Origin of the sequence: Cupriavidus gilardii (genome assembly GCF_017598945.1) — a bacterium.
Taxonomy (GTDB): Bacteria; Pseudomonadota; Gammaproteobacteria; order Burkholderiales; family Burkholderiaceae; genus Cupriavidus; species Cupriavidus gilardii_E.
The window spans coordinates 76,233-101,126 of sequence record NZ_JAGFTW010000012.1 but is presented as its reverse complement, the minus strand read 5'-3'; the positions used below and the strand labels follow the sequence as shown (position 1 = coordinate 101,126).

Here is a 24,894-nt window from a genome sequence, read left to right as displayed (position 1 = left end):
TCAGAACGCGGTACCGATCTGGAACTGGAAGCGCTGGGTGCGGTCGCCCTCTTCGCGCTTGAGCGGGAAGCCCACGCTGACCTTCAGCGGTCCGATCGGCGACAGCCACGACAGGCCGAGACCGGTCGAATACCGCAGATCGCTGAAGCGCGGCGCTTCGCCTTCCTGGTACACGTTACCGAAATCAAAGAACGTAAAGAGCCGCAGCGTGCGGTCCACGCCGGAGCCCGGCAGCGGGAAGATGAATTCGACGTTGCCGATCACCTTCGAGGCGCCACCGATCGGGTTGCCGTTCTGGTCCTTCGGGCCCAGCGTGCTGGTCTGGTAGCCGCGCACCGAGCCGATACCGCCGGCGTAGAAGTACTTGAAGACCGGGAAGTCCTTGCCGGCATAGCCGTGACCGTAGGCGATTTCGCCGTTGAATGCCAGCGTGAAGGCCTTCGACAGCGGATAGTAGTACTGCTGCTGGAGCGTGGCGCGGTAGTACTGCGTGTCGCCGATGCCCGGCAGACCGACTTCGAGGTTGGCCTGCGTGTACGGGCCCTTGGTCGGGATCAGCGCGCTGTCGCGGCGATCGCGCGCCCAGCCGATCGTGAACGGGAAGTTGTTGGTGACGTCACCGTTCTCGCGCACCCAGCGCTGATACTGGATCGGCGTGTTGTTCGACACCGTCAGCTCGGTGCGCTCGTAGCCGATGCCGAAGAACACCGTGTCGTTCTCCGAGAACGGCACGCCGAACTTGAAGCTGCCGCCGGTCGACACGATCCGGTAATCCTGATCGCCGATGTAGTACAGCGGGCGCGAGGTCCGGTAGTAGATGTCGGTGGAGCGGCTGATGCCGTCGACGGTGAAATACGGGTCGTACTGCGTCAGGGCAATCGTGCGGAACGACTTCGCGGTGTTCACGTCCAGGCCCAGACTGGTACCCGAACCGAACACGTTGTCCTGACGCAGGCCGGCCTGCAGCACCAGCTTGTCGGTCGACGAGAAGCCCATGCCCAGGCTGATCTGGCCGGTCGGCTTCTCGGTGACGTTGACGTTCACATCGACCTGGTCGGGCGCGCCGGGCACGTCCTCGGTGGTGATGTTGGTGTCGGTGAAATAGCCGGTGCGGTTGATGCGGGCCTGCGATTGCGTCAGCTTCTCGCTGTCGAACCACGAGCTTTCCATCTGGCGCATTTCGCGGCGCACCACCTCGTCGCGCGTCTTGCTGTTGCCGACCACGTTGACGCGGCGCACGTAGACGCGGCGGCCCGGGTCGACCATCAGCGTCAGCGCGACCTCGCGCTTCTCGCGGTCGATCTGCGGCTGCGGATTGATGGTGGTGAACGCATAGCCATAGGTGCCCATCAGGTCGGTGATGGCCTTGGTGCTTTGCGTCAGCTTTTCCGACGAGAAGATATCGCCCTTCTTCAGGGTCAGCAGCTTCTCCATTTCTTCCTGCTTGCCGAGCAGCTCGCCCGCCAGGCGGATGTCGGACACCTTGTACTGCTCGCCTTCCTTGATGTTCAGCGTCAGGTAGATGTCCTTCTTGTCCGGCGTGATCGACACCTGGGTCGATTCGATCGCGAACTCGAGATAGCCGCGGTTCAGGTAGAACGAGCGCAGCGCCTCGAGGTCGGCGGTCAGCTTCTGCTTCGAATACAGATCGTTCTTGGTGTACCAGGACAGCCAGTTCGGCGTCGACAGCTGCATCTCGTCGCGCAGCGTGCCTTCCTTGAAGGCCTTGTTGCCGACGATATTGATCTGGCGGATCTTGGCGATCGGGCCTTCGTCGACGTTGAACACGACCGACACGCGGTTGCGGTCCACCGGCGTGATCGTGGTCTGCACCTCGGCCGCGTAGTAGCCGCGCGCGACGTACTGGCGCTTGAGCTCCTGCTCGGCCTTGTCGATCAGCGCGCGGTCGTAGTAGCGCGCCTCGGCCACGCCGACGGCCCGCAGCGAACGGCGCAGCGTGTCCTTGTCGAATTCCTTGATGCCGACGAATTCGAGCTGCGAGATGGCCGGGCGCTCTTCGACGTGGACGACCAGCACGCCGTCCTCGGCGCGGATCTGCACGTCCTTGAAGAAGCCGGTGTTGTAGAGCGCGCGGATGGCGTCGGCGCCCTTGTCGTCGGTGAAGGTCTCGCCTACCTTGACTGGCAGATAGCCGAAGACCGTGCCGGGTTCGACCCGCTGCAGACCTTCGACTCGAATATCCCTGACCACAAACGGATCCGCGGCCCAGCCCGCCGGTGCCCAGGCCGCGATGATGGCACTCGCCAGCATGCTAAGCGAGATGCGCTTATGTCTGATCAATCTTGATCCCCTCTTTGATTCCATGCAGGATTGGGCTCTGATGCTTCGCCGGGCGGCCTCGCGACGAGGTCCGCAACGGTATGCCGTGGCCGGTGCCGCGGCGCGCCGCTACGTCGTTGCGCACCGGATTCTAGCTGCGCGCAAGAAACAGGCGGCTGACGTCGTTGAACAAGGCGAGCGAAGTCAGGAGCAAGATGCAGGCAATGCCGACCTTCTGCAGCACAGCCTGCCAGTGGTCTGGAACGGGCCTGCCAGTCAAAAATTCAACGCAATAATACAGCAAATGCCCCCCGTCCAATACCGGAATGGGTAACAAATTCAATACGCCGAGGCTGACGCTGACCAAGGCCAGGAAGCCGATGAACGGTTGCCAGCCGAGGTCCGCGGCCTTGCCCGCGTAGTCGGCCACGGTCAGCGGACCGCTGAGGTTCTGCAGCGAAGCCTGGCCGATCAGCATGCGGCCGAGCAGCTTCAGCGACAGCACGCTGGTGTCCCACACCTGCTGTCCGGCACGGGCCAGCGCCGCCAGCGGGGCATCGCGCACGGTTTCCATCTGCACCGCCTGCGCCAGCGCGGCGCCGAGCTTGCCCGCGGTGGCTGCCTTGCCCTCGCCTTGGCGCGCGCCCTCATCGTCGGCCGACACCGCGTCGACCTTCACCGGCACCTGCAGCGTGCGCCCTTCCCGTTCGATCGACAGCGTCGCCTGCGCGTCAGGATTCGCGCGCACCGCGCGGATCAGCTGATCGGCCTGGCGGATCGGCTCGCCCTGCCAGGCCAGCACGCGGTCGCCGGCACGCAGCCCCGCACGTTCGGCGGCGGAATCGGGCAGCACCTCGCGGATCGTCACCGGCCCGCCCTTGAGCGCGAGGCCAAGCGTGGTCAGCGGGTCGCGCTGCGGATCGCCGCCGGTATTGGGCAGCCGGCCGAGGGTCAGATCGCGCTCGGCGCCATCGGCGCCGCGCACACGCAGCACCGCCCCCGCGCCATCGAATCCCTGCGCCATCACCGCCATGCGCAGATCGTTCCACGAACGCACCGCCTCGGTCTCGTCGTTGGCGGTCAGCGACAGCACGCGGTCGCCGTCGCGCACGCCGGCCTGGGCCGCGGCCGTACCGGCCACGGGGGCGGCCAGCACCGGCGCGGGCTCCTGCATACCGCCGGCGAACAGCGTGAAATACAGCACGATCGCCAGCAGGAAATTGGCGACCGGCCCGGCCGCGACGATGGCGATGCGCTTGCCGACCGGCTGCCGATTGAAGGCGCGCGGCAGGTCGGCCGGGTCATAAGGAGGATCGCGCTCGGGATCGCGTTCGCGCTCGTCGAGCATCTTGACGTAGCCGCCCAGCGGAATGGCGGCCAGCGTCCATTCGGTGCGGTCGCGATGGCGCGACACCCAGCGCAGCAGCGGCCGGCCGAAGCCGATCGAAAAGCGCAGCACCTTGACGCCGCAGGCGCGTGCGGCCAGGTAGTGGCCCATCTCGTGCACGTAGATCAGGATGCCGAGCGCAACGATGAAGGCGAGGATGGTCTGCATGGCGGCGATCCGGTTCAGCTGGGTGTGGCCGCGCCGGCCGTGGCGCCGATGCGTGCCTGGGCCCCTGCCTGCACCAGCGCGCGGGCCAGCGTACGGGCCTGCTGGTCGGCCTGCAGCACCGCGTCGAGCGAGTCGGCCGCATGCCCCGGGCCTTGCTCCAGCACGCGGGCGACCACGCCGGCGATATCGGTGAAGCGGATCTGGCCCTGCAGGAAGCTGTCGACCGCGATCTCGTTGGCGGCGTTCAGCACCGCGGGCGCCACGCCGCCGGCGCGCAGCGCGTCGAAGGCAAGCGCCAGGCACGGAAAGCGTTGCAGGTCCGGTGTCTCGAAGGCGAGCGTGCCGGCCGCGACCAGGTCCAGCGGCGACACGCCGGCGTCGATGCGCTCGGGATAAGCCAGCCCATAGGCGATCGGCGTGCGCATGTCCGGGTTGCCCAGCTGCGCCAGCACCGAGCCGTCGGCGTACGCGACCATCGAATGGACGATGCTCTGCGGGTGGATCAGCACCTCGATCCGTTCGGCCGGCGCACCGAACAGCCAGTGGGCCTCGATCACCTCGAGGCCCTTGTTCATCATGGTGGCCGAATCGACCGAGATCTTGCGCCCCATCACCCAGTTCGGGTGCGCGCAGGCCTCGTCGGGGGAAATGTCGTGCAGCGAGGCCGGATCGCGCGTGCGGAACGGCCCGCCCGAAGCGGTCAGCACCACGCGCGCGACGCCGGCCCGATAGCGCGGATCGTCGAACGGCAGGCACTGGAAGATCGCGTTGTGCTCGCTGTCGATCGGCAGCAGCGTCGCGCCGTGTTCGCGCACCGCGTCCATGAAGATGGCGCCGGACATCACCAGCGCCTCCTTGTTGGCCAGCAGCACGCGCTTGCCGGCCTGCGCCGCGGCCAGCGTCGGCCGCAGCCCGGCCGCGCCGACGATGGCGGCCATCACGGTGTCCGCCTCGCCGTCGGCGGCGACCTCGGCCAGCGCGGCATCGCCGTGCAGCACCTCGGTCGCCACGCCGGCCACGCGCAGCCGCTCGCGCAGCTCGGCCGCCGCGCTCTCGCTGCCGACCACGGCGCGCGCCGGGCGGAACTCGGCGCAGCGCTCGGCCAGCTTGTCGATCTGGCGATGCGCGGTCAGCGCATGCACGGCATAGCGCTCGGGATGGCGCCGGATCACGTCCAGCGTGCTGTCGCCGATCGAGCCGGTGGCGCCAAGGACGGTAATGCGACGCATGAAAGAAGCCTGGGGAAAATCAGAGATACAGGATCAGCAGCGCGGCCAGCGGCAGCACCGGCAGCAGCGCGTCGATACGGTCGAGCACGCCGCCGTGCCCCGGCAGCAGCCGGCTGCTGTCCTTCTTGCCGACCTGCCGCTTGAGCAGCGATTCGAACAGATCGCCCACGACGCTGGCGATTACCATCAGCGTGGTCAGCAGCGCCACCGTCAGCAGGCCGCTGCGGTCGGCCACGCGGTCGAACCAGGTCGGCGCGAAGACATGGGTGGCGGCGAGCGACAGCGCCACGGCCAGCGCGAACAGCCAGCCGCCGATCGCGCCCTCCCACGACTTGCCGGGGCTGATCGACGGCGCCAGCTTGCGCCGGCCGATCGCCTTGCCGACGAAATACGCGCCGATATCGGCGGCCCAGACCAGCGCCGCCGCCGACAGCAGCACGCCGACGCCCAGGCCGCGCAGCAGCATTGCGGCGTGGCCGAAGGCGGGCAGGATCACCAGCCCGACCAGGCCGGCGACGATCGCGAAGGCCGGCGTGGCCTTGCGCACGCCGCGCGCCAGCAGCACGATGGCGACGCCCCAGGCGACCACCGAGGCCTGCATCAGCCACAGCATCGCGCCGCGCGCCGGCACGTCATGCCAGGCAATCATCGCGACCACGCAGGCGATCGCATAGATCCACGGGCCCGCGCCGCGCAGGCCGAGCAGCCGGCCGAATTCCCAGGCCGCCAGCGCCACGATCACCGCCATCAGGCCGGCCAGCGCCGCGGGCGGCGCCAGGAACAGGATCGGCAGGATCAGCAGCAACAGGCACAGGGCGGTGATGACACGGGTAAGAAGCATGCGCTGCGAGTCCCGGTTGGTTCGATGGCGAGCGGCCGGCCCGCTTACGCGGTGCCGGACAGCCCGGACGGCGCCACGACCTGCGCGCTGGTACGGCCGAATCGCCGTTCGCGCTGCCGGTACGAGGCGAACGCCTTGTCCAGTTCGGCCGCGTCGAAGTCGGGCCAGAACACATCGGTGAAGTACAGCTCGGAATAGGCCAGCTGCCACAGCAGGAAATTGCTGATGCGCTGTTCCCCGCCGGTGCGGATGAACAGGTCCGGCTCGGGCGCGTAGGCCATGGCCAGGTGCGGCGCCAGCGTCGATTCCTCGATCGTCGTGGGGTCGAGCATCGGTTGCTGCAGCAGCATCTTGCGGACCGCCTGCAGCAGATCCCAGCGGCCGCCATAGTTGGCGGCGATGGTCACCGTCAGGCCGGTATTGCCGGCGGTGCGGCGCTCGGCGTCGGCAATCAGCTGCTGGATGCGCGGGCTGAAGCGGGTCAGGTCGCCAACCACCTTCAGGCGGATATTGTTGGCGTGCATCTTCACCACTTCGCGCCGCAGCGACATCATGAACAGCCGCATCAGGAAGGTGACCTCGTCGGCCGGCCGCCGCCAGTTCTCGGAACTGAAGGCGAACAGCGTCAGGTACTTGACCCCTCGCACCGCGCACGCCTCCACCACGGTACGTACCGCATCGAGGCCGCGGCTATGGCCGGCGACCCGCGGCAGATGCCGCTGCGTGGCCCAGCGCCCGTTGCCATCCATGATGATGGCGACGTGGGCCGGTACGTAACCGGTTTCGGGGATGGCAAGTGTGGAACTGATGTGCATGATGGTGGACGGGTCCCCGGCAGCGTCGCCGCGCCGCCCGCCCGGCAAACCGGCGGGCTGGCGCGAAGGCCGCGCGGCTCAGACCGTCATGATCTCCTTGTCCTTCTCGGCGACCAGCTTGTCGATCTCGGCGACATAGCGGTCGGTCAGCTTCTGCACCTCGTCCTGGCCGCGACGCTCGTCGTCTTCCGAGATGCTCTTGTCCTTGACCAGCTTCTTGAACTGTTCGTTCGCGTCGCGGCGCAGATTGCGCACCGCCACCTTGGCGCTCTCGCCCTCGCCCTTGACCACCTTGGTCAGCTCCTTGCGGCGCTCCTCGGTCAGCGGCGGCATCGGCACGCGGATCACCTCGCCCATGGTGGCGGGGTTCAGACCCAGGTCGGCGTCGCGGATGGCCTTCTCGACCGCGCCGACCATCTTCTTTTCCCACGGCTGCACGCTGATGGTGCGGGCATCGGCCAGACCGATATTGGCGACCTGGCTGATGGGCACCGGCGAGCCATAGTATTCGACCTGGACGTGGTCGAGCAGACCGGTGTGGGCCCGACCCGTGCGGATCTTGGCCAGATCGGCCTTGAACGCTTCGATGGTCTTCTGCATCTTCTGCTCGGCGCTCTTCTTGATGTCGGCGACGCTCATCATAACCTCCGGAAAACTGGCTGCGATGGCCCCGGCGGACGGGGCCGAAAACGAATCATTCTACTCTGTGCCGTTGCGTGCGCCACCTCGCGGCGGGCCCGCCCGGCGCCTCAAACGTGGACCAGCGTACCCTCGTCCTCGCCCAGGATCACGCGCTTGAGCGCGCCCGGCTTGACGATGGAGAACACCTTGATCGGCAGCTTCTGGTCGCGGCACAGCGCGAAGGCGGTCGCGTCCATGACCTGCAGATTGCGGGAAATCGCCTCGTCGAAGCTGATCGTGGTGTAGCGCGTGGCGCTGGGATCCTTCTTCGGATCGGCGGTATAGACGCCGTCGACCTTGGTGGCCTTGAGCACCACCTCGGCACCGATCTCGGAGCCGCGCAGCGCGGCGGCGGTATCGGTGGTGAAGAACGGGTTGCCGGTGCCGGCGGCGAAGATCACGACCTTGCCCTCTTCGAGCTGGCGGATCGCACGCGGGCGGATATAGGGCTCGACCACCTGGTCCATGCGCAGCGCCGATTGCACCCGGCCCTCGATATTGGCGTGCCGCATCGCGTCCTGCAGCGCCAGCGCGTTCATCATCGTGGCCAGCATGCCCATGTAGTCGGCGGTCGCGCGGTCCATGCCGGCGGCGCCCCCGGCGACGCCGCGGAAGATGTTGCCGCCGCCGATCACCACTGCCACCTGCACGCCGAGCTTCACGATCTCGGCAATATCATTGACCATGCCTTCGATCGTGGACCGGTTGATGCCGAAGGCATCGTCGCCCATCAGGGCCTCACCGGACAGTTTCAAAAGGACGCGCTTGTAGGCTGGCATATTCACCCTCGGGCTGGTTCGAGTCTTCGATCTGGGCCTCGCCCCGGGGGGCGGATGCCGCCGGGACCAAGCCGGCTTTCCCCGTGGCCCGGGCGCGTCGGCAGGCCGCGGGGGGCGATGCCAGTCAAAACGGGCGACGGCGAAAACGGGCTCCGCGGCCGGCCTGCGGGCCGGCGCGCTGGACGCATGCGCCGGCCGTTCGGGCGGCACGCGCCATTGTTCTCTCTTCTTGTGCCGAGGGGCACCTCCCGGTGCCCCTCGCGATTATACGGCGGGCCGTCATGGCGCCAGACCGGCGCCAGCCTCCCGCCCGGGATATCAGCCCTTCTGCGCGGCGGCGACCTGCGCGGCCACTTCGGCAGCGAAGTCGTCCTGACGCTTCTCGATGCCCTCGCCGACCACGAACAGCGTGAAGCCCTTGACCGTGGTGTTGGCGGCCTTGAGCATCTGCTCGACGGTCTGCTTGTCGTTCTTCACGAACGGCTGGTTCAGCAGCGAGACTTCCTTCAGGTACTTCTGCACCGAGCCTTCCACCATCTTGGCGGTGATCTCGGCCGGCTTGCCCGACTCGGCAGCCTTCTGCTCGGCGATGCTGCGCTCCTTGGCGATCAGATCGGCCGGCACGTCGGCCGACGACAGCGCCACCGGCTTCATCGCGGCGATGTGCATGGCGACGTCCTTGGCAGCGACTTCATCGCCGTCGAACTCGACCATCACGCCGATACGGGTGCCGTGCAGGTACGAGACCAGCTTGCCGCCGCCGTCATAGCGGGCGAAACGGCGGATCGTCATGTTCTCGCCGATCTTGCCGATCAGCGCCGAACGGACCTGGTCGACGGTCTGGCCGTCCAGCGGCAGCGCCGACAGCGCCGCCACGTCGGCCGGGTTCTGCTTGGCGACCAGCTGGGCGACCTTGGCCGAGAAGCCCAGGAAGTCGTCGTTCTTCGAGACGAAATCGGTCTCGCAGTTCAGTTCGACCAGCGCACCGTTGGTGCCGTCGATGAAGGCAGCGACCACGCCTTCGGCGGTCACGCGCGAAGCGGCCTTGCTGGCCTTGTTGCCCAGCTTGACGCGCAGCAGCTCTTCGGCCTTGGCCAGGTCGCCGTCGGCTTCGGTCAGGGCCTTCTTGCACTCCATCATCGGCGCGTCGGTCTTCGCGCGCAGTTCAGCCACCATGCTTGCGGTAATTGCCGCCATTTGTCACTCCTTGATTGGTTCACGCACCGGCCGGCGCCGAGCCACGATGCTCGGCGCCGGCCGGTGACGTGGTGTTCAAAGACTCACCCGCCGCGATCGTAACCACGCCGGATGACAATCATTCCTTGCTGCAGCGCGCGAACCGCGCGCATTCAAAAAAGGGGGCGTACCATGTCGCCCCCCTTTTCTGGTGGTCGCGCGGCCGGCGATGCCGCCGCGCGCCACGGGTCCGTCAGGGCCGCTCGGGCCGCAAGGGCCGTTCCGGCCGTTCAGACCCGGAGGCCCGGCCTCAGGCTTCCTCGACTTCGACGAAGTCGTCGCTGCCGCGGACCGCTTCGACCACGTCCTGCACCGCGTTGGCGCGGCCTTCCAGGATCGCGTCGGCCACGCCGCGCACGTACAGCGCCACGGCCTTGCTCGAGTCGTCGTTGCCCGGGATCACATAGTCGATGCCGTCCGGCGAGTGGTTGGTATCGACCACGCCGATCACCGGAATGCCCAGCTTGTTGGCTTCGGTCACGGCGATCTTGTGATAGCCGACGTCGACCACGAAGATCGCGTCAGGAATGCCGCCCATGTCCTTGATGCCGCCGATCGACTTCTCGAGCTTGTCCATCTCGCGCTCGAACATCAGCGCTTCCTTCTTGCTCATGGTGTCCAGCGCGCCGGCTTCCTTGGCGGCTTCCATGTCCTTCAGGCGCTTGATCGAGGTCTTGACCGTCTTGAAGTTGGTCAGCATGCCGCCGAGCCAGCGGGCGTCGACGTAAGGCATGCCGGCGCGGCCCGCTTCCTCGGCCAGGATCTCGCGCGACTGGCGCTTGGTACCGACGAACAGGATGGTGCCGCGATTCGCTGCCAGCTGACGCACATACTTCAGTGCGTCCTGGAACATCGGCAGCGTCTTTTCCAGGTTGATGATGTGGATCTTGTTGCGATGGCCGAAGATGAACGGGGCCATCTTGGGGTTCCAGAAGCGGGTCTGGTGGCCGAAGTGGCAACCGGCTTCCAGCATTTCGCGCATGGTGACGGACATTGAATTCTCCAAAAGGGTTCGGTCTGAAGTCCGCCCCGACATTCCTGAACAGGAACACCCCGGATGGACGGACTCGCGATTTCGCGGCGCGGCATGCTGCGCCACCCCGCACCCGCCAGGCGAAGCCAAGCGAGCCCGCGATTGTAGCAACATCCCGGCCATCGCTCAAGCCCGCCCCGGGCGGCCCGATCGGGGAGGCACCGTCGCGGTGCGGCGCATGCTTCTCGCCGCGGCGGGGTGCGGCCGGGTCCCGATGGTGCGATAATCCCGGTTTGCCAATCCAGAACGGGCGTCAACCCCACTTGCCGCCCGGCTCTCATTTTCCGCGTCGCAGCATGAGCATCCATTTGAAGACCGCCGAAGACATCGCCCAGATGCGCGTCGCCTGCCGGCTGGCCAGCGAAGTCCTCGACTACATCACGCCGTTCGTGAAGCCCGGCGTCACCACCGGCGAGCTGGACCGCCTGTGCCACGCCTATATGCGTGACGTACAAGGCACGGTACCTGCGCCGCTGAACTATGCGCCGCCCGGGTATCCGCCCTTCCCCGGCGCGATCTGCACCTCGGTCAACGATGTGATCTGCCACGGCATCCCGGGCGAGCGCGTGCTCAAGAACGGCGACGTGGTCAACCTCGACATCACGGTGATCACCAAGGAAGGCTATTACGGCGACACCAGCCGCATGTTCATCGTCGGCGAGGGTTCGATCCTGGCCAGGCGCCTGACCCAGGTGACGTTCGAATGCATGTGGAAGGGCATCGCCCAGGTGCGCCCGGGCGCCAAGCTCGGCGACATCGGCCACGTGATCCAGCAGCACGCGGAAGCGGCCGGCTACAGCGTGGTGCGCGAATACTGCGGCCACGGCATCGGCAAGAACTTCCACGAGGACCCGCAGATCCTGCATTACGGCCGCCCCGGCACCGGCATGGAGCTGCAGGCCGGCATGATCTTCACGATCGAGCCGATGATCAACGCGGGCAAGCGCGACATCCGCACGATGCCCGACCAGTGGACCGTCAAGACGCGCGACCGCAGCCTGTCGGCGCAATGGGAACACACCGTGCTGGTGACCGACACCGGCTACGAGGTGCTGACCGTCTCGGCCGGCACGCAGGCGCCGCCCGCCTTCATCACCGACACGCTCGCGGCCTGATCGCAAGGGGCGCCGGGAGGCGCCCCTGTCGTTTGGGCCTTGCCGATCCCGCCCGTTCGCCGACTCGCCGACATCCGCTGCCCTCGCCGCGCCCCTCGCCGCCTCCTTCGCCCATGTCGACCCAACCCGCCCAAGCCATGGACTCCTCTCCGGAACTGCTGCTCGCCACGCGCGTGCGCGACCGGCTCAAGGCCGACAAGCAGGCGCTGTTCGACGCCTTCACCGGCGGTGGCCAGGTCGGCACGCTGCTGACGCGGCTGCGCCAGGCGGTCGACCAGGCGCTGGTCGAATGCTGGCGCGGCCTCGGGCTGCCGTCCGGGATGGCGCTGGTGGCCGTGGGCGGCTATGGCCGCGGCGAGCTGTTCCCGCACTCGGATGTCGACGTGCTGCTGCTGTTGCCGGCCGAGCCCGATGCCGACACCGTCGGCCGTATGGAGAAGTTCATCGGCCTGTGCTGGGACCTCGGGCTCGAGATCGGCTCGTCGGTGCGCACCGTCGAAGACTGCCTGCGCGAGGCACGCGCGGACGTGACGATCCGCACCGCGCTGCTGGAGGCCCGCCTGGTGACCGGCAACCGCACGCTGTTCGCCGATCTGCAGGCGCGCTATCGCGCCGAGCTGGACCCGCGCGCCTTCTTCCAGGCCAAGCTGCTCGAACTGCGCCAGCGCCACGCCAAGTACCAGGACACGCCCTACGCGCTCGAGCCGAACTGCAAGGAAAGCCCGGGGGGCCTGCGCGATCTGCAGGTGATCCTGTGGATGACGCAGGCGGCCGGCTATGGCGACAGCTGGAAGGAACTGCGCGACAAGGGCCTGCTGACCGAGCGCGAGGCGCAGGAGCTGACGCGCAACGAGCGGTTGCTCAAGACCATCCGCGCCCGCCTGCACCTGCTCGCCGGCCGCCGCCAGGACGTGCTGGTGTTCGACCTGCAGACCGCGCTGGCCGAGGCCTTCGGCTATCGCCAGAACGCCAACAAGCGCGCCAGCGAGCAGCTGATGCGGCGTTACTACTGGGCCGCCAAGGCGGTGACCCAGCTCAACAGCGTGCTGCTGCTCAATATCGAGGCGATGCTGTTCCCCAGCGAGTCGAAGGTCACGCGCGTGCTGAACGAGCGCTTCGTCGAGCGCCAGGGCATGCTGGAGATCACCAGCGACGATCTGTACGAACGCGATCCGCACGCGATCCTGGAAACCTTCCTGCTGTACGAGCGCACGCCCGGCGTCAAGGGCCTGTCGCCGCGCACGCTGCGCGGGCTGTACAACGCGCGCACCGTGATGGACGCGCGCTGGCGCAACGATCCGGTCAACCGCCAGCAGTTCCTGGCGATCATCCAGGAGCCGCAGGGCATCACGCACGCGCTGCGGCTGATGAACCAGACCAGCGTGCTGGGCCGCTATCTGATCAACTTCCGGCGCATCGTCGGCCAGATGCAGCACGACCTGTTCCACGTCTACACCGTGGACCAGCACATCCTGATGGTCGTGCGCAACATGCGGCGGTTCGCCATCGTCGAGCACACGCACGAGTTCCCGTTGTGCAGCCAGTTGATGGCGAACTTCGACAAGCCGTGGGTGCTGTGGCTGGCGGCGCTGTTCCACGATATCGCCAAGGGCCGCGGCGGCGACCACTCGAAACTGGGCACCGCCGATGCGCGCCGCTTCTGCCGGCAGCACGGCATCGCGCGCGAGGACGCCAATCTGATCGCCTGGCTGGTCGAGCATCATCTGACGATGAGCCATGTCGCGCAGAAACAGGACATGACCGACCCCGAGGTCGTCCATGCGTTCGCGCGCGTGGTCGGCAACGAGCGCTATCTGACCGCGCTGTATCTGCTGACCGTGGCCGATATCCGCGGCACCAGTCCCAAGGTCTGGAACGCGTGGAAGGGCAAGCTGCTCGAGGACCTGTACCGCATCACCCTGCGCGTGCTCGGCGGCGCGCGCGTCGATCCGCATTCGCTGTGGGCGCAGCGGCGCGAGGAAACCATCGCCGCGCTGCGGCTGCAGGCCTTCGATCCGGCCCGCGCCGAGCCGCTGTGGGAGCGGCTCGACGTGGCGTTCTTCCTGCGCCACGACGCGCGCGACATTGCCTGGCTGACGCGCCATCTGGCCGACCGCGTCGACAGCGCGCAGCCGGTGGTCAAGGCGCGCGTGTCGCCGGCCGGCGAAGGGCTGCAGGTGGCGGTCTACGCCAAGGATCAGCCCGATCTGTTCGCGCGCATCTGCGGTTACTTCGAGCGCAAGGGCTTCTCGATCCAGGAGGCCAAGATCCACACCACGCGGCATGGCTACGCGCTGGATACCTTCCAGGTGTTCGATCCCGGCGTGGTCGGCGGCGGACGTGAAACCTACCGCGACATCATCGCGCTGGTCGAGCACGAGCTGTGCGAGCGGCTGGCGCACCAGGCGCCGCTGCCCGAGCCGTCACCGGGCCGGCTGTCGCGCCAGTCGCGCAGCTTCCCGATCAAGCCGCGCGTCGATCTGCGGCCCGACGAGCGCGGCCAGTACTTCCTGCTGGAGCTGTCGGCCAACGACCGCACCGGCCTGCTGTACGCGATCGCCCGCGTGCTCGGCCGCCACCATATCTCCGTGCATACCGCACGCATCAACACGCTGGGCGAACGGGTCGAGGACATGTTCCTGGTCGACGGCAGCCGTCTTGCCGCCGACAACCGGCTCGAAATCCAGCTTGAACAGGACCTGCTCGCGGCGCTCGACATCTGAGCCGCGACACCATTGAAACCATGAGCGATCAACCCTCCCCCAAGCGCAAGACCTTGGGACTGAAATCCGCCGCCGCCAACCCGGGTACCGGCGCGGCGCGCAAGAGCGGCGCCACCCGGCCGGTGCGCGTGTCGGATCTGAACCGGCGCCGCGTCCAGACCGTCGCCGAAGGGGTGCGCGCGGCGCACGAACGCGCCGAGGCCAGCGGCAAGCCGCGCAAGCCAGGCGGCCCCCGGCCGGCGCCGGATGCGCGCGGCCCGCGGCGTCCCGGCAGCGACGAGCGCGGTCCGCGCCGATTCGGCGACACCGAGCGGGCTCCGCGCGGCACCGGCGGCGATGAACGCGGCCCACGCCGCTTCGGCGACGATCAGCGGCCGCCGCGCCGTACCGACGGCGATGAGCGAGGCCCGCGCCGTTTCGGCGCCGACGAGCGGCCACCGCGCCGCCTGGGCGCCGACGACCGGCCGCCGCGCCGTACCGGTGGCGACGAGCGTGGCCCGCGCCGTTTCGGCAGCGACGAGCGGCCACCGCGCCGCCTGGGCGCCGACGACCGGCCGCCGCGCCGTACCGGTGGCGACGAGCGTGGCCCGCGCCGTTTCGGCAGCGACGAGCCGCGCGAACGGCAGGCGCGTTGGGGAGAGCGCAGCGAAGGCCGAGAACGGGCCGAGCGCGGCGCGCGTCCGCCGCGTCCGGAGCGCGGCGACCGCCCCGCCGCCGGCCCGCGCCGGGAGTATGGAAGCGATCGCGGCGAACGCCCGGCACGCGGCGAACGCAGCGAACGCGGGGAATACGGGCCACGCCGCACGACCGCGCCACGCGCGGCCGACGCCCGCGAGCGCCCTGCCCGTCCGCGCCGTCCGCAAGGCGAAGCCGGCGAGGTACGCCCGGCCCGCTCCGGCTTCGGCGCCGGCACCGGCCGCGCCCCCAAACCCGGCAGCGCCCGTGCGCGCGATGACTGGCCCCAAACAGCGCCGCACGCGGCGCCGACCCGCAGCCCGGCCCGCCCGCCATCGAGCGCGCATGCCGCCGGCGCGGCCCACGGCGACGATGGGCTCGTGCGCCTGTCCAAGCGGATGTCCGAACTGGGCCTGTGCTCGCGCCGCGAGGCCGACGAATGGATTCCGCGCGGCTGGGTGCTGGTCGACGGCAAGCCGGTGACCGAGCTGGGCACGCGGATCCGTCCCGACGCGACGATCGAGATCCAGCAGGCGGCCCGTTCGGAACAGGGCGAGCGCGTCACCGTGCTGCTGCACAAGCCGGTCGGTTATGTGTCCGGCCAGGCCGAAGAAGGCTACCAGCCGGCGGCCGCGCTGTTTACGGCCGAGAACCAGTGGGAAAACGATCCGACCCGCAAGCGCTTTGCGCCCTGGCAGCACAAGGGCCTGGCGCCGGCCGGACGCCTCGATATCGATTCGACCGGCCTGCTGGTACTGACGCAGGACGGCCGCATCGCGCGCCAGCTGATCGGCGAGGACTCGAACATCGAGAAGGAATATCTGGTACGGGTGGTCTGGGAGGACGCGCCCGATGGCCCGGTCGAGCGCAATGTCTCGGCCGTGTTCCCCGCCGATCGGCTCGAGAAGCTGCGCCACGGCCTGTCGCTCGACGGCGAGCCGCTCAAGCCCGCCAAGGTCAGCTGGCAGAACGAGGAGCAGCTGCGCTTCGTGCTGCGTGAAGGCAAGAAACGGCAGATCCGCCGGATGTGCGAGCAGGTCGGCCTGAAGGTGGTCGGTCTGAAGCGCGTGCGCATGGGCCGCATCGTGCTGGGCGACCTGCCGGTCGGCCAGTGGCGCTTCCTCGGGCCGTTCGAGAAGTTCTGAGGACCGATGCCGGGACCGGCGGCCGCGCCGCCGTCCCGGCACCGACCCGAGCTCAGTCGTCCGACTGCACGCCGTTCAGCTCGGGAAACAGCACCTCGGTGAAACCGAACTTGCTGAAGTCCTTGACCCGCATCGGATACAGGATGCCGCGCAGATGGTCGCATTCGTGCTGCACCACGCGCGCATGGAAGCCCTCCGCCACGCGCTCGATGCGCTGCCCCATCACGTCGTAGCCGGTATAGCGCAGGCTGGTATGGCGCGGCACCATGCCGCGCAGGCCGGGCACCGACAGGCAGCCTTCCCAGCCGTCTTCCATCTCGTCCGACAGCGGCGTCAGTTCCGGATTGATCAGCACCGTCTTGGGCACCTGCGGCGCATCGGGATAGCGCGGGTTGCGCTCGAAGCCGAAGATCACCACCTGCAGGTCGACGCCGATCTGCGGCGCGGCCAGCCCGGCGCCGTTGGCATGGTCCATCGTGTCGAACATGTCTTCGATCAGCGTGCGCAGTTCGGGGGTATTGAAGCGCTGGACCGGGCGGGCGACCTGCAGCAGCCGGGGGTCGCCCATTTTCAGAATGTCGCGAATCATTGCTTGTCCTCTGCTTGCCCAGCCGGTGTGCGTACCGGCTGCCGCATGCGGCGACTGTCGCCGAAATTCCGTCGATTATAGCCAGCGCCCCGCCTTCGCACTGTCGACGCATACGCGGGCACCGAGGCCAAGGCAAAGGCCAGCGGGCTACGGCTACGCCGCAAAGATCCTGTCCACATCGACATTGACCGATCGCAAGCGCTCGAGCGGAACGTGCGGCGCCAGATAGCGCAACATCGTCTGCCCGCGCGACTGCAGAGTCCGGCAGCCGAATACGCACTGCTTGTCGCCGTCCCACATGTCGAGCAGCGGCGAAAACAGATTGGCGGCGGCCTGCCGGATGCGGGCCGGCCACGACGCCTGCGAAGGCGCGGCCGAAACCCGGCACAAGAGACGGCCAGCGGGCCGCTCGACACGGCTCCCGTGGCCCTTGATCCTGTGCAGGATGCCGGTATTCGTATCGGCGACATATTCGAGCCGGAAAACCTGACCGCGAAACACGAAGCCCTGCTCGTGCCGCTGTGCCGGCTGGTGCTCGAAGCCGTCACGCAGGGCGTCGAGCTTGACGCGGACGGCGAGCCAATCCTTGCATGGCGCCTGGTTGGCGGCCACGGTCTGCATGCGGGAAGCGTTGGCGCTGGCGATCGAACCCATGGGAACCCCTTGTCGTGTGGAACACGTGGTGGAAGAACCCGCCGAGGCTAATCGCGCGGCATGGGCCGCCTCTTTCGAATTCGGCCCTGCGTCTTTGCTTTGGCGACCCGCGCTCGGCTGTCTCACTGGACACCGGCGCGGATCGCTGTCCTTCGGGTCAGCGTCCTGACCTCACCTCACGTCACGCCGCGCCGTGCTGTTCGAGCAGCGCGATCATGCTCGCCTCGTCCAGCACCGGCACGCCGAGTTCCTGCGCCTTGGCCAGCTTGCTGCCCGCCTCTTCGCCGGCGACCACGTAGTCGGTCTTCTTCGACACCGAACCCGCGACCTTGGCGCCGGCCGCTTCCAGCCGCTCCTTGGCCTCCTCGCGCGACAGCGTCGGCAAGGTGCCGGTCAGCACGAAAGTCTTGCCGGCCAGCGGCGCGGGCGCGCGCGCGGCCGGCTCGCTCTCGGGCCAGTGCACGCCGGCGGCGCGCAGCTGCTCGATGACCTCGACGTTGTGCGCTTCGGCAAAGAAATGCGCGATCGACTGCGCCACCACCGGACCGACGTCGTTGACCTCCAGCAGCGCCGCCTCGTCGGCCGCCATCAGCCCATCGAGCTTGCCGAAATGCCGCGCCAGGTCCTTGGCGGTCGCCTCGCCGACATGGCGGATGCCCAGCGCGAAGATGAAGCGGTTCAGCGTGGTCTCGCGCGAGGCATCGATCGCGGCGACCAGATTGCTGGCCGACTTGTCGGCCATGCGGTCCAGCGCCGCCAGCTTGGCCACGCCGAGCTTGTACAGATCGGCCGGGGTACGGACGATGCCCTGCTCGACCAGCTGGTCGACCACCTTCTCGCCCAGCCCTTCGATATCCATCGCGCGGCGCTGCGCGAAATGCAGCAGCGCCTGCTTGCGCTGCGCGGCGCAGATCAGCCCGCCGGTGCAGCGCGCGATCGCCTCGTCCTCCAGCCGCTCGATATTCGATCCGCATACCGGACAGGCGGTCGGCATCGCGAACGGCCGCGCATCGGCGGGCCGGCGCTCCGGCACCACCGCGACGATTTCCGGAATCACGTCGCCGGCGCGGCGCACGATCACGGTGTCGCCGATATGCACGTCCTTGCGGCGGACCTCGTCCTCGTTGTGCAGCGTGGCATTGGTCACCGTGACGCCGCCGACGAACACCGGCGCCAGCCGCGCCACCGGCGTGATCGCCCCGGTGCGGCCGACCTGAACCTCGATGTCCTCGACCACGGTGGTCATTTCCTGCGCCGGGAACTTGTGCGCCAGCGCAAAGCGCGGCGCGCGCGAGACAAAGCCCAGGCGTTCCTGCTCGTCGACCGCATTGACCTTGTAGACGACGCCGTCGATGTCATAGGGCAGGCTGTCGCGCTTGCCGCCAACGGTGCGATAGAAGCCGAGCAGGCCCTGCGCGCCCTTGACCACGGCGCGCTCGGCGCAGACCGGCAGGCCCAGCGCGGCGAAGCGCTCGAGCAGCGCCTCGTGCGTGGCCGGGCGCGGCTCCCCGTCCAGCTCGCCCAGCCCATAGGCAAAGAACGACAGCGGACGGCGCGCGGTGATGCGCGGATCGAGCTGGCGCAGGCTGCCGGCGGCGGCATTGCGCGGATTGACGAAGGTCTTCTCGCCGGCCTCGGCCTGGCGCGCATTGAGCCGGTCGAAATCGCGCCGGTACATGAAGACCTCGCCGCGCACCTCGATGACGGCCGGGGCGCCGGCCTTGAGCTTCAGCGGAATCGCCTTGATCGTGCGCACATTGGCGGTCACGTCTTCGCCGGTCTCGCCATCGCCGCGCGTGGCGGCCTGCACCAGCCGGCCGTTCTCGTAGCGCAGCGACATCGCCAGTCCGTCGAACTTCAGCTCGCAGGCGTATTCGACCGCATCGGCCGCGGAGAACAGATCGGCGGCGCCCTCGGTGACGGCGGTGCGGCCCAGCCCCTGCGCGCAGCGGCGATCGAAACCGATCACGTCCTCGTCGTCGAACGCATTGTTCAGCGACAGCATCGGCAGCCGATGCCGTACCGTCGCGAACGCCGTCAGCGGCTGGCCGCCGACGCGCTGGGTCGGCGATTCGGGGCTCAAGAGTTCGGGATGCGCGGCCTCCAGTTCCTGCAGCTCGCGGAACAGCGCGTCGTAGTCGGCGTCGGGAATGGTCGGCGCGTCGAGCACGTAATACTGGTAGTTGTGGTGCTCGATCTGCTCGCGCAGCCAATCGGCCCGCGCGGCCGGCGCCTCGGGCTTGTCGGCGGAATTGTCGGGCCGCGCGGCGTTGGCCGCTTCGGCCGCTTCGGCCGCTTCAGTCGCGTCGGCTCGCGGCGCATCGGCCGCAGTGGGAGCGCCGTGTTTCTTTGCTGGCATGGAGACTTCGGTGAGGCTGCGGAAAAAGCAAGGCGCGTCAGCTGCTGAACAGCCGCAGTGCGACCGGCGATCCGGCCGGCATGCCGCGCGCCTCGAGCTTGTCGTAGAGCGCCTGCAGCTGCTGGAAGATCGCGACGAACGACTGCTCGGTCAGCGGCCGATGATTGTCGTCGACCAGCCGCGCGCCCATCCGCTGCGCCAGGCTGTCGCCGTACTCGCACATCGTCTTCAGCGGCTTGACCGCCTGCGAGGCCTGCGGCACGTCGAGCAGCAGCGTGATCTGGCTGCCGGCCTTGACCGTCAGATCGTCGCGCAGGAAGTTGGTATCGCCGAACTGCAGCGTGAACAGCGCGCGCTGGATGCCGTCCGGGCCGGCCTGGTAGCGGGTGAACCGAGTGCCGTCGCGCGACAGCACCAGGCCGTCCTGGGTGGCCACGTTCTGCACATAGGCGGCCGACCACGGCGCGCCGTCGGATACCACGTTGACGCCCAGCTGCACGTCGCAGGCGGCGGCGAAGCTGTCGAGCTCGCGCGCATTGGCGACGGTCTCGCTCATGTCGGGCAGTTCGGCCGACGCATCGAGCGACTCGGCCAGGGCCTCGACCGCGTTGACGAACTCGGAGAACTCGAGCGCGTTGAGCGGGCCGCCGCGATTGGCCAGCTGCACCGCGACCTGCAGGTCTTCGTACTGATGGCCGGCGGTCACCGGCTCCCACGCGTTGGCCGGCTCGTACAGGCCCTCGATATGGACCTGCTTGGTGCCGGCCCGGCGCAGGCGCCCCGTCAGCGGCAGGATGCGGTCGCCGGAGGCCTTGCGCTCCAGATGCAGCGGCACGATGCAGTCGATCAGCGGATCGATCACCGCGGGCCTGGGTTGGCCGTCGGCCACGATGGGCTCGGCCACCGGCTCGGGCACAGGCTCGGGTTGCGGCACGGCTGCGGGGGCAGACGCCGGTGCGGCAGCCTTGGTGGGCGCCTCGCCCGCGCCGGCGTTCGTGTCGTTGGCGCGCTGCGGCGCCGGCGTGCGCGCGGACGGCACGCTGCGCGCCACGCCGTCGGCGACTTCCTCGGCCAGCATCTCGTCGGCATCGGCGCTGCCGGCCACCAGCGGCGACGCGGCCTGCGCGGCCTGCGCGTCGTCATCGAGCGGCGGCACCGCCAGCGTCGGTTCCTTGCGCTGGATCGTCTCGGGCGGCGGCGGCTCGTGCAGCTTGGCGCTGACCTCGGGCTTGATCTCCTCGCCGACCACGGGTTCGCGCATCGGCGGCAGATCGTCCTCGGGTTGCAGCGCGCGCGGCCGGCGCGACTTGCGGATCTGCCATTGGTTGTAGGCCACCACCAACAGCAGCAGCACGATGCCGGCGACGACCAGCGCGGTTTGCAGATCCATCACGCGCGCCCTCCATGGTTCAACCCACGCGCCAATCCAAGCGATCCGGTCATGCCGCCTCCGCCATCGAAACGGCCGCATCCATGTCGACGGCAACGATCCGCGACACGCCCTGTTCCTGCATCGTGACGCCGATCAGCTGGTGCGCCATTTCCATTGCGATCTTGTTGTGAGAGATGAAGACGAACTGGGTCTTGTCCGACATGCGCGCGACCATATTGGCGTAGCGCTCGGTATTGGCGTCGTCCAGCGGCGCGTCGACCTCGTCGAGCAGACAGAACGGTGCCGGGTTCAGCTGGAACATCGCGAACACCAGCGCGATCGCGGTCAGCGCCTTTTCGCCGCCCGACAGCAGATGGATGGTCGAATTCTTCTTGCCCGGGGGCTGCGCCATCACCTGCACGCCGGCATCGAGGATTTCCTCGCCGGTCATGATCAGCTTGGCCTGGCCGCCGCCGAACAGCTGCGGGAACAGCTCGCCGAAATGATGGTTGACCTGGTCGAAGGTGCCCTGCAGCAGCGCGCGCGTTTCCTGGTCGATCTTGTGGATCGCGTCTTCCAGCGTCTGGATCGCGTCGTTCAGGTCGGCCGACTGCGCGTCGAGGAAGGTCTTGCGCTCGCGCGCCGCCGCCAGTTCCTCCAGCGCGGCCATGTTGACCGGGCCGAGCGCGTTGATGGCGTTGTTGATGCGCGTGACTTCGCCCTGCAGATACGACGGCTTCATATCCCCATTGAGCTTGCCGACCAGCGCGGCCTCGTCGACCTCGGCCGCGGCCAGCTGCTCGGCGAACTGCTCCTGCGCCAGGCGCGCGGCCTGCTCCTTGAGCTGCAGCTCGGTGATGCGGTCGCGCAGCGGCTGCAGGCTGCGTTCGGCGGCCAGGCGCTGTTCGTCGAACTGGCGCAGCTGCGCCGACAGCGCGTCGAGCTCGATTCGGGCCGAGGCCAGCTTCTGCTCGCGTTCGGCGCGCAGTTCCAGCGCTTCCTGCAGGCCGGTATGCGCGGTCTGCTCGTTGATCGTTTCCAGCTCGGCGCGGGCGTTCTCCAGCGATTCGGCGATGCGTTCGCTCTGGTCGCCGGCGACCTGGATATTGCGGCGCAGCTCTTCGATTCGGGTTGCCAGATTGCGCTCGGCGAACACCGCCTCCTGCGCGGCGCGCTCCAGATCGCGCAGACGCTGGCGCGCGTCGGACAGCTTCGCGTCCAGCGCTTCGTAGGCCATCTGGTGGTCTTCGTGCGCGGCCTGCATCTCGGCCAGCTCGCTATCGTGCCGCTCGAAGTTGGCCTCGGACTCGGCCTTCAGCGCGCGCTGCTCGTCGATCTGCGCGGCGATTTCCTCGAGCTCCTCGCGGATCTGGCTGCTGCGCGCGGCATAGCGCTCCATCGCCTGCGACAGCTTGAGCACGTCCATCTGCAGCCCGTGCACGCGCCGCGTCACGCGCTCGCTGTCCGCGCGCGCCTCCACCAGCTTGCGGCTGGCTTCGGTATACGCCGTCTCGGCCCGCACCGCCTGCGCCTTGGCCTCGTCGGCAAGCAGCGTCTGCGCGCGGGCCTGCTTCTGCAGATTCTCGATTTCCTGCTCGCGCGCCAGCATGCCGGCCTGCTCGGAATCGGCGGCATACAGATGCACCGAACTGCGGCCGACCAGATGGCCCTCGGCGACGACGAAGGTCGCGCCTTCGGGCAGGCTGGCGCGCCCCGCCAGCGCCTGCTCCATGTCGTCGGCGGTATAGACGTCGGCCAGCCAGTCCTGCATCACCGCGCGGATGCCGGGCTCGGTGATCTGCAGCAGCGACATCAGCGGACGCAGTCCGGCCGGCGCCTCGCCCGGCCGCGCCGCGGGCGGCGGCGCGTAGAAGGCGAGCTTGGCCGGCGGCGCGTCGGTCAGCAAACCCTTGATCCAGTCCAGGTTGGAGACCTCGAGCGCGGCCAGCTTTTCGCGCAGCACCGACTCGAGCGCGTTTTCCCAGCCCGGTTCGATATGGATCTTCTTCCACAGGCGCGGCAGTTCGGCCAGGCCGTGCCTGGCCAGCCAGGGCTGGACCTTGCCCTCGCTCTGCACGTTCTCCTGCAGCTGGCGCAGCGCGGCCAGGCGGGCTTCGAGCGCCGCGATCGCGGCGGCTTCGCTCTGCACGCGCTCCTGCGCGGCACGGCGTTCGCCATCGAGCCGCGGCAGATTGTCCTCGGCCTCGGCCAGCGCGGCCTGGGCGTCCTCGAGCATCGCCTCGTGTTCGGCAAGCTCGGCGCGCAATTCCTCCAGCCGGACGTCGTCGGGCTTGTCCAGGCCCTTTTCCTCGCTGGAAAGGCGTTCGCGGCGCTGTTCGAGCTGCTGCAGCAGCTGGTCCGCGTTGCGCTGATGCGCGGCCTCCAGCTTGAGCGCCTGCTCGGCCTGCATGATGCCGGTGCGCTGCTCGTTCAGCAGCGTCTGCGCGTCGCGCCATTGCGCCTCGAGCGTCGGCAGCGCTTCGCTCTGCTGCTCGACCGCCTGCTGCGCCTCGATGGTGCGGCCCTCGGCCAGCGCCAGTTCCTCTTCGGCCTGTTCGAGCTCGTCGGCGGCCTGCTGGGCCTTGGCCTCCCACTGCTCGCGCTGCGCGGTCAGCGCCGCGATCTGGGCCTGCACGCGGTTGCGCGATTCGACCACAAAGCGGATCTCGGCCTCGAGCTTGCTGACCTCGGTATTGGCCTCGTACAGCGCGCCCTGCGCGGCATGCATGCCGTCGGAGGCGGCGTAGTGCGCGGCGCGCAGCGTTTCCAGTTCGGCCTCGACGTGGCGCAGCTGCGCGGTCTGCGCTTCCAGGTCGATCTGGGCCTGCTCGATCGCGCGCTGGTGGCGTTCCTGCTCGGCCAGCGCCTCGCGCTTGCGCAGCAGCCACAGCAGATGCTGCTTCTCCTCGCCCTCGGCCTGCAGCGCCTTGAAGCGCTGCGCGACCTCGGCCTGGCCTTCGAGCTTGTCCAGGTTGGCCGACAGCTCGCGCAGGATGTCCTCGACCCGGGTCAGGTTCTCGCGCGTGTCGGACAGCCGGTTCTCGGTTTCCCGGCGGCGTTCCTTGTATTTGGACACGCCGGCCGCTTCCTCGAGGAAGATCCGCATGTCGTCGGGCTTGGCCTCGATGATCCGCGAGATCATGCCCTGGCCGATGATCGCGTAGGCGCGCGGACCCAGGCCCGTGCCCAGGAAGATGTCCTGGATGTCGCGCCGGCGCACCGGCTGGTTGTTGATGTAGTAGGACGAGGTACCGTCGCGCGTCAGCACGCGCTTGACGGCGATCTCGGCGTACTGGCTCCATTGCCCGGCGGCGCGCCCCTCGGCGTTGTCGAACACCAGCTCGACGCTGGCGCGGCCGGCCGGCTTGCGCGCGGTGGAACCGTTGAAGATGACGTCCTGCATCGATTCGCCGCGCAGCTCGGAGGCACGCGACTCGCCGAGCACCCAGCGCACCGCATCGATGATGTTGGATTTACCGCAGCCGTTGGGACCGACGATGCCGACCAGTTGGCCGGGCACTTGGAAATTGGTGGGATCGACAAAGGACTTGAAGCCCGCCAGCTTGATCGAGGACAGTCGCACGGTTGGTCGTGAATTAGTCTGAATCCGTGGTGAGGCACGCCCGCGAGCGGCACCCAGAAAGGCCGGACAGCCGGCGCGACGCCCCGTGCGGACGTGCCGCCCGCACCGCATTCGCCGCGCACTTGTGCCCGAAAATTGGCGCTAATCATACCATCGGAGTGACGCCGCCCAGCCGGATTTACGGGGTGTTACGGAGGCGTTCGGCCGTGTTGGGGAGGCGTTGGAGGCCT

The 24,894-nt window shown here is 68.5% G+C and carries 17 protein-coding genes; 3 read left to right on the top strand and 14 right to left on the bottom strand.

Features of this window, described 5'->3' with window-relative positions; translation table 11 throughout:
- The 9 genes from bamA to rpsB all read right to left on the bottom strand — a co-directional run bounded on the left by bamA (position 1) and on the right by rpsB (position 10,410).
- Complete coding sequence (gene bamA / locus J5T34_RS06530; protein ID WP_208579138.1) at positions 1-2,301, bottom strand: outer membrane protein assembly factor BamA; 2,301 nt, start codon at positions 2,299-2,301, stop codon at positions 1-3.
- A gap of 130 nt (positions 2,302-2,431) precedes the next feature.
- Positions 2,432-3,835, bottom strand: a complete 1,404-nt coding sequence (gene rseP, locus J5T34_RS06525; protein ID WP_208579137.1) for an RIP metalloprotease RseP — start codon at positions 3,833-3,835, stop codon at positions 2,432-2,434.
- A gap of 14 nt (positions 3,836-3,849) precedes the next feature.
- Complete coding sequence (ispC, locus tag J5T34_RS06520) at positions 3,850-5,064, bottom strand: 1-deoxy-D-xylulose-5-phosphate reductoisomerase (RefSeq protein ID WP_208579136.1); 1,215 nt, start codon at positions 5,062-5,064, stop codon at positions 3,850-3,852.
- A gap of 19 nt (positions 5,065-5,083) precedes the next feature.
- The gene (locus J5T34_RS06515) at positions 5,084-5,905 is read right to left on the bottom strand and encodes a phosphatidate cytidylyltransferase (RefSeq protein WP_174107290.1); all 822 of its coding nucleotides are present in this window, start codon (positions 5,903-5,905) and stop codon (positions 5,084-5,086) included.
- A gap of 44 nt (positions 5,906-5,949) precedes the next feature.
- The gene (locus tag J5T34_RS06510; protein WP_208579135.1) at positions 5,950-6,720 is read right to left on the bottom strand and encodes an isoprenyl transferase; all 771 of its coding nucleotides are present in this window, start codon (positions 6,718-6,720) and stop codon (positions 5,950-5,952) included.
- A 78-nt stretch (positions 6,721-6,798) separates the two neighbouring features.
- Positions 6,799-7,359 (bottom strand): ribosome recycling factor, encoded by a 561-nt coding sequence (gene frr / locus J5T34_RS06505; protein WP_149319031.1) that lies wholly within the window; start codon positions 7,357-7,359, stop codon positions 6,799-6,801.
- Between the two features lie 110 nt (positions 7,360-7,469).
- Positions 7,470-8,180 (bottom strand): UMP kinase, encoded by a 711-nt coding sequence (gene pyrH, locus J5T34_RS06500; protein ID WP_006578101.1) that lies wholly within the window; start codon positions 8,178-8,180, stop codon positions 7,470-7,472.
- Positions 8,181-8,498: 318 nt separating this feature from the next.
- A complete protein-coding gene (gene tsf, locus J5T34_RS06495) occupies positions 8,499-9,377 on the bottom strand; it encodes a translation elongation factor Ts (RefSeq protein ID WP_208579134.1) in 879 nt (292 codons plus the stop codon).
- Between the two features lie 289 nt (positions 9,378-9,666).
- Positions 9,667-10,410: a 30S ribosomal protein S2 gene (gene rpsB / locus J5T34_RS06490; RefSeq protein ID WP_208579133.1), complete on the bottom strand. Its 744-nt coding sequence runs from the start codon at positions 10,408-10,410 to the stop codon at positions 9,667-9,669.
- Between the two features lie 335 nt (positions 10,411-10,745).
- On the opposite strand from rpsB, the gene map reads away from it, so the two are divergent.
- The 3 genes from map to J5T34_RS06475 all read left to right on the top strand — a co-directional run bounded on the left by map (position 10,746) and on the right by J5T34_RS06475 (position 16,107).
- Positions 10,746-11,564, top strand: coding sequence for a type I methionyl aminopeptidase (map, locus tag J5T34_RS06485; RefSeq protein ID WP_208579132.1), 819 nt, complete (start codon positions 10,746-10,748; stop codon positions 11,562-11,564).
- Positions 11,565-11,701: 137 nt separating this feature from the next.
- The gene (locus J5T34_RS06480; RefSeq protein ID WP_208579131.1) at positions 11,702-14,287 is read left to right on the top strand and encodes a [protein-PII] uridylyltransferase; all 2,586 of its coding nucleotides are present in this window, start codon (positions 11,702-11,704) and stop codon (positions 14,285-14,287) included.
- Between the two features lie 20 nt (positions 14,288-14,307).
- Entirely contained in the window at positions 14,308-16,107 is a 1,800-nt protein-coding gene (locus tag J5T34_RS06475) for a pseudouridine synthase (protein ID WP_208579130.1), read from the top strand.
- Between the two features lie 52 nt (positions 16,108-16,159).
- On the opposite strand, the gene def is transcribed toward J5T34_RS06475, so the two are convergent.
- From def to smc, 5 genes are all read right to left on the bottom strand, one after another.
- Positions 16,160-16,696 carry a peptide deformylase gene (gene def / locus J5T34_RS06470; RefSeq protein ID WP_208579129.1) on the bottom strand — a complete coding sequence of 179 codons (537 nt, stop codon included), beginning with the start codon at positions 16,694-16,696 and terminating at the stop codon, positions 16,160-16,162.
- A gap of 153 nt (positions 16,697-16,849) precedes the next feature.
- Entirely contained in the window at positions 16,850-17,350 is a 501-nt protein-coding gene (locus J5T34_RS06465; protein ID WP_208579128.1) for a hypothetical protein, read from the bottom strand.
- Between the two features lie 181 nt (positions 17,351-17,531).
- Positions 17,532-19,709, bottom strand: a complete 2,178-nt coding sequence (ligA, locus tag J5T34_RS06460; protein WP_208579127.1) for an NAD-dependent DNA ligase LigA — start codon at positions 19,707-19,709, stop codon at positions 17,532-17,534.
- A 37-nt stretch (positions 19,710-19,746) separates the two neighbouring features.
- A complete protein-coding gene (locus J5T34_RS06455; protein ID WP_208579196.1) occupies positions 19,747-21,099 on the bottom strand; it encodes a cell division protein ZipA C-terminal FtsZ-binding domain-containing protein in 1,353 nt (450 codons plus the stop codon).
- A gap of 49 nt (positions 21,100-21,148) precedes the next feature.
- Positions 21,149-24,664, bottom strand: a complete 3,516-nt coding sequence (gene smc, locus J5T34_RS06450) for a chromosome segregation protein SMC (protein WP_208579126.1) — start codon at positions 24,662-24,664, stop codon at positions 21,149-21,151.
- Positions 24,665-24,894 lie beyond the last annotated feature (230 nt).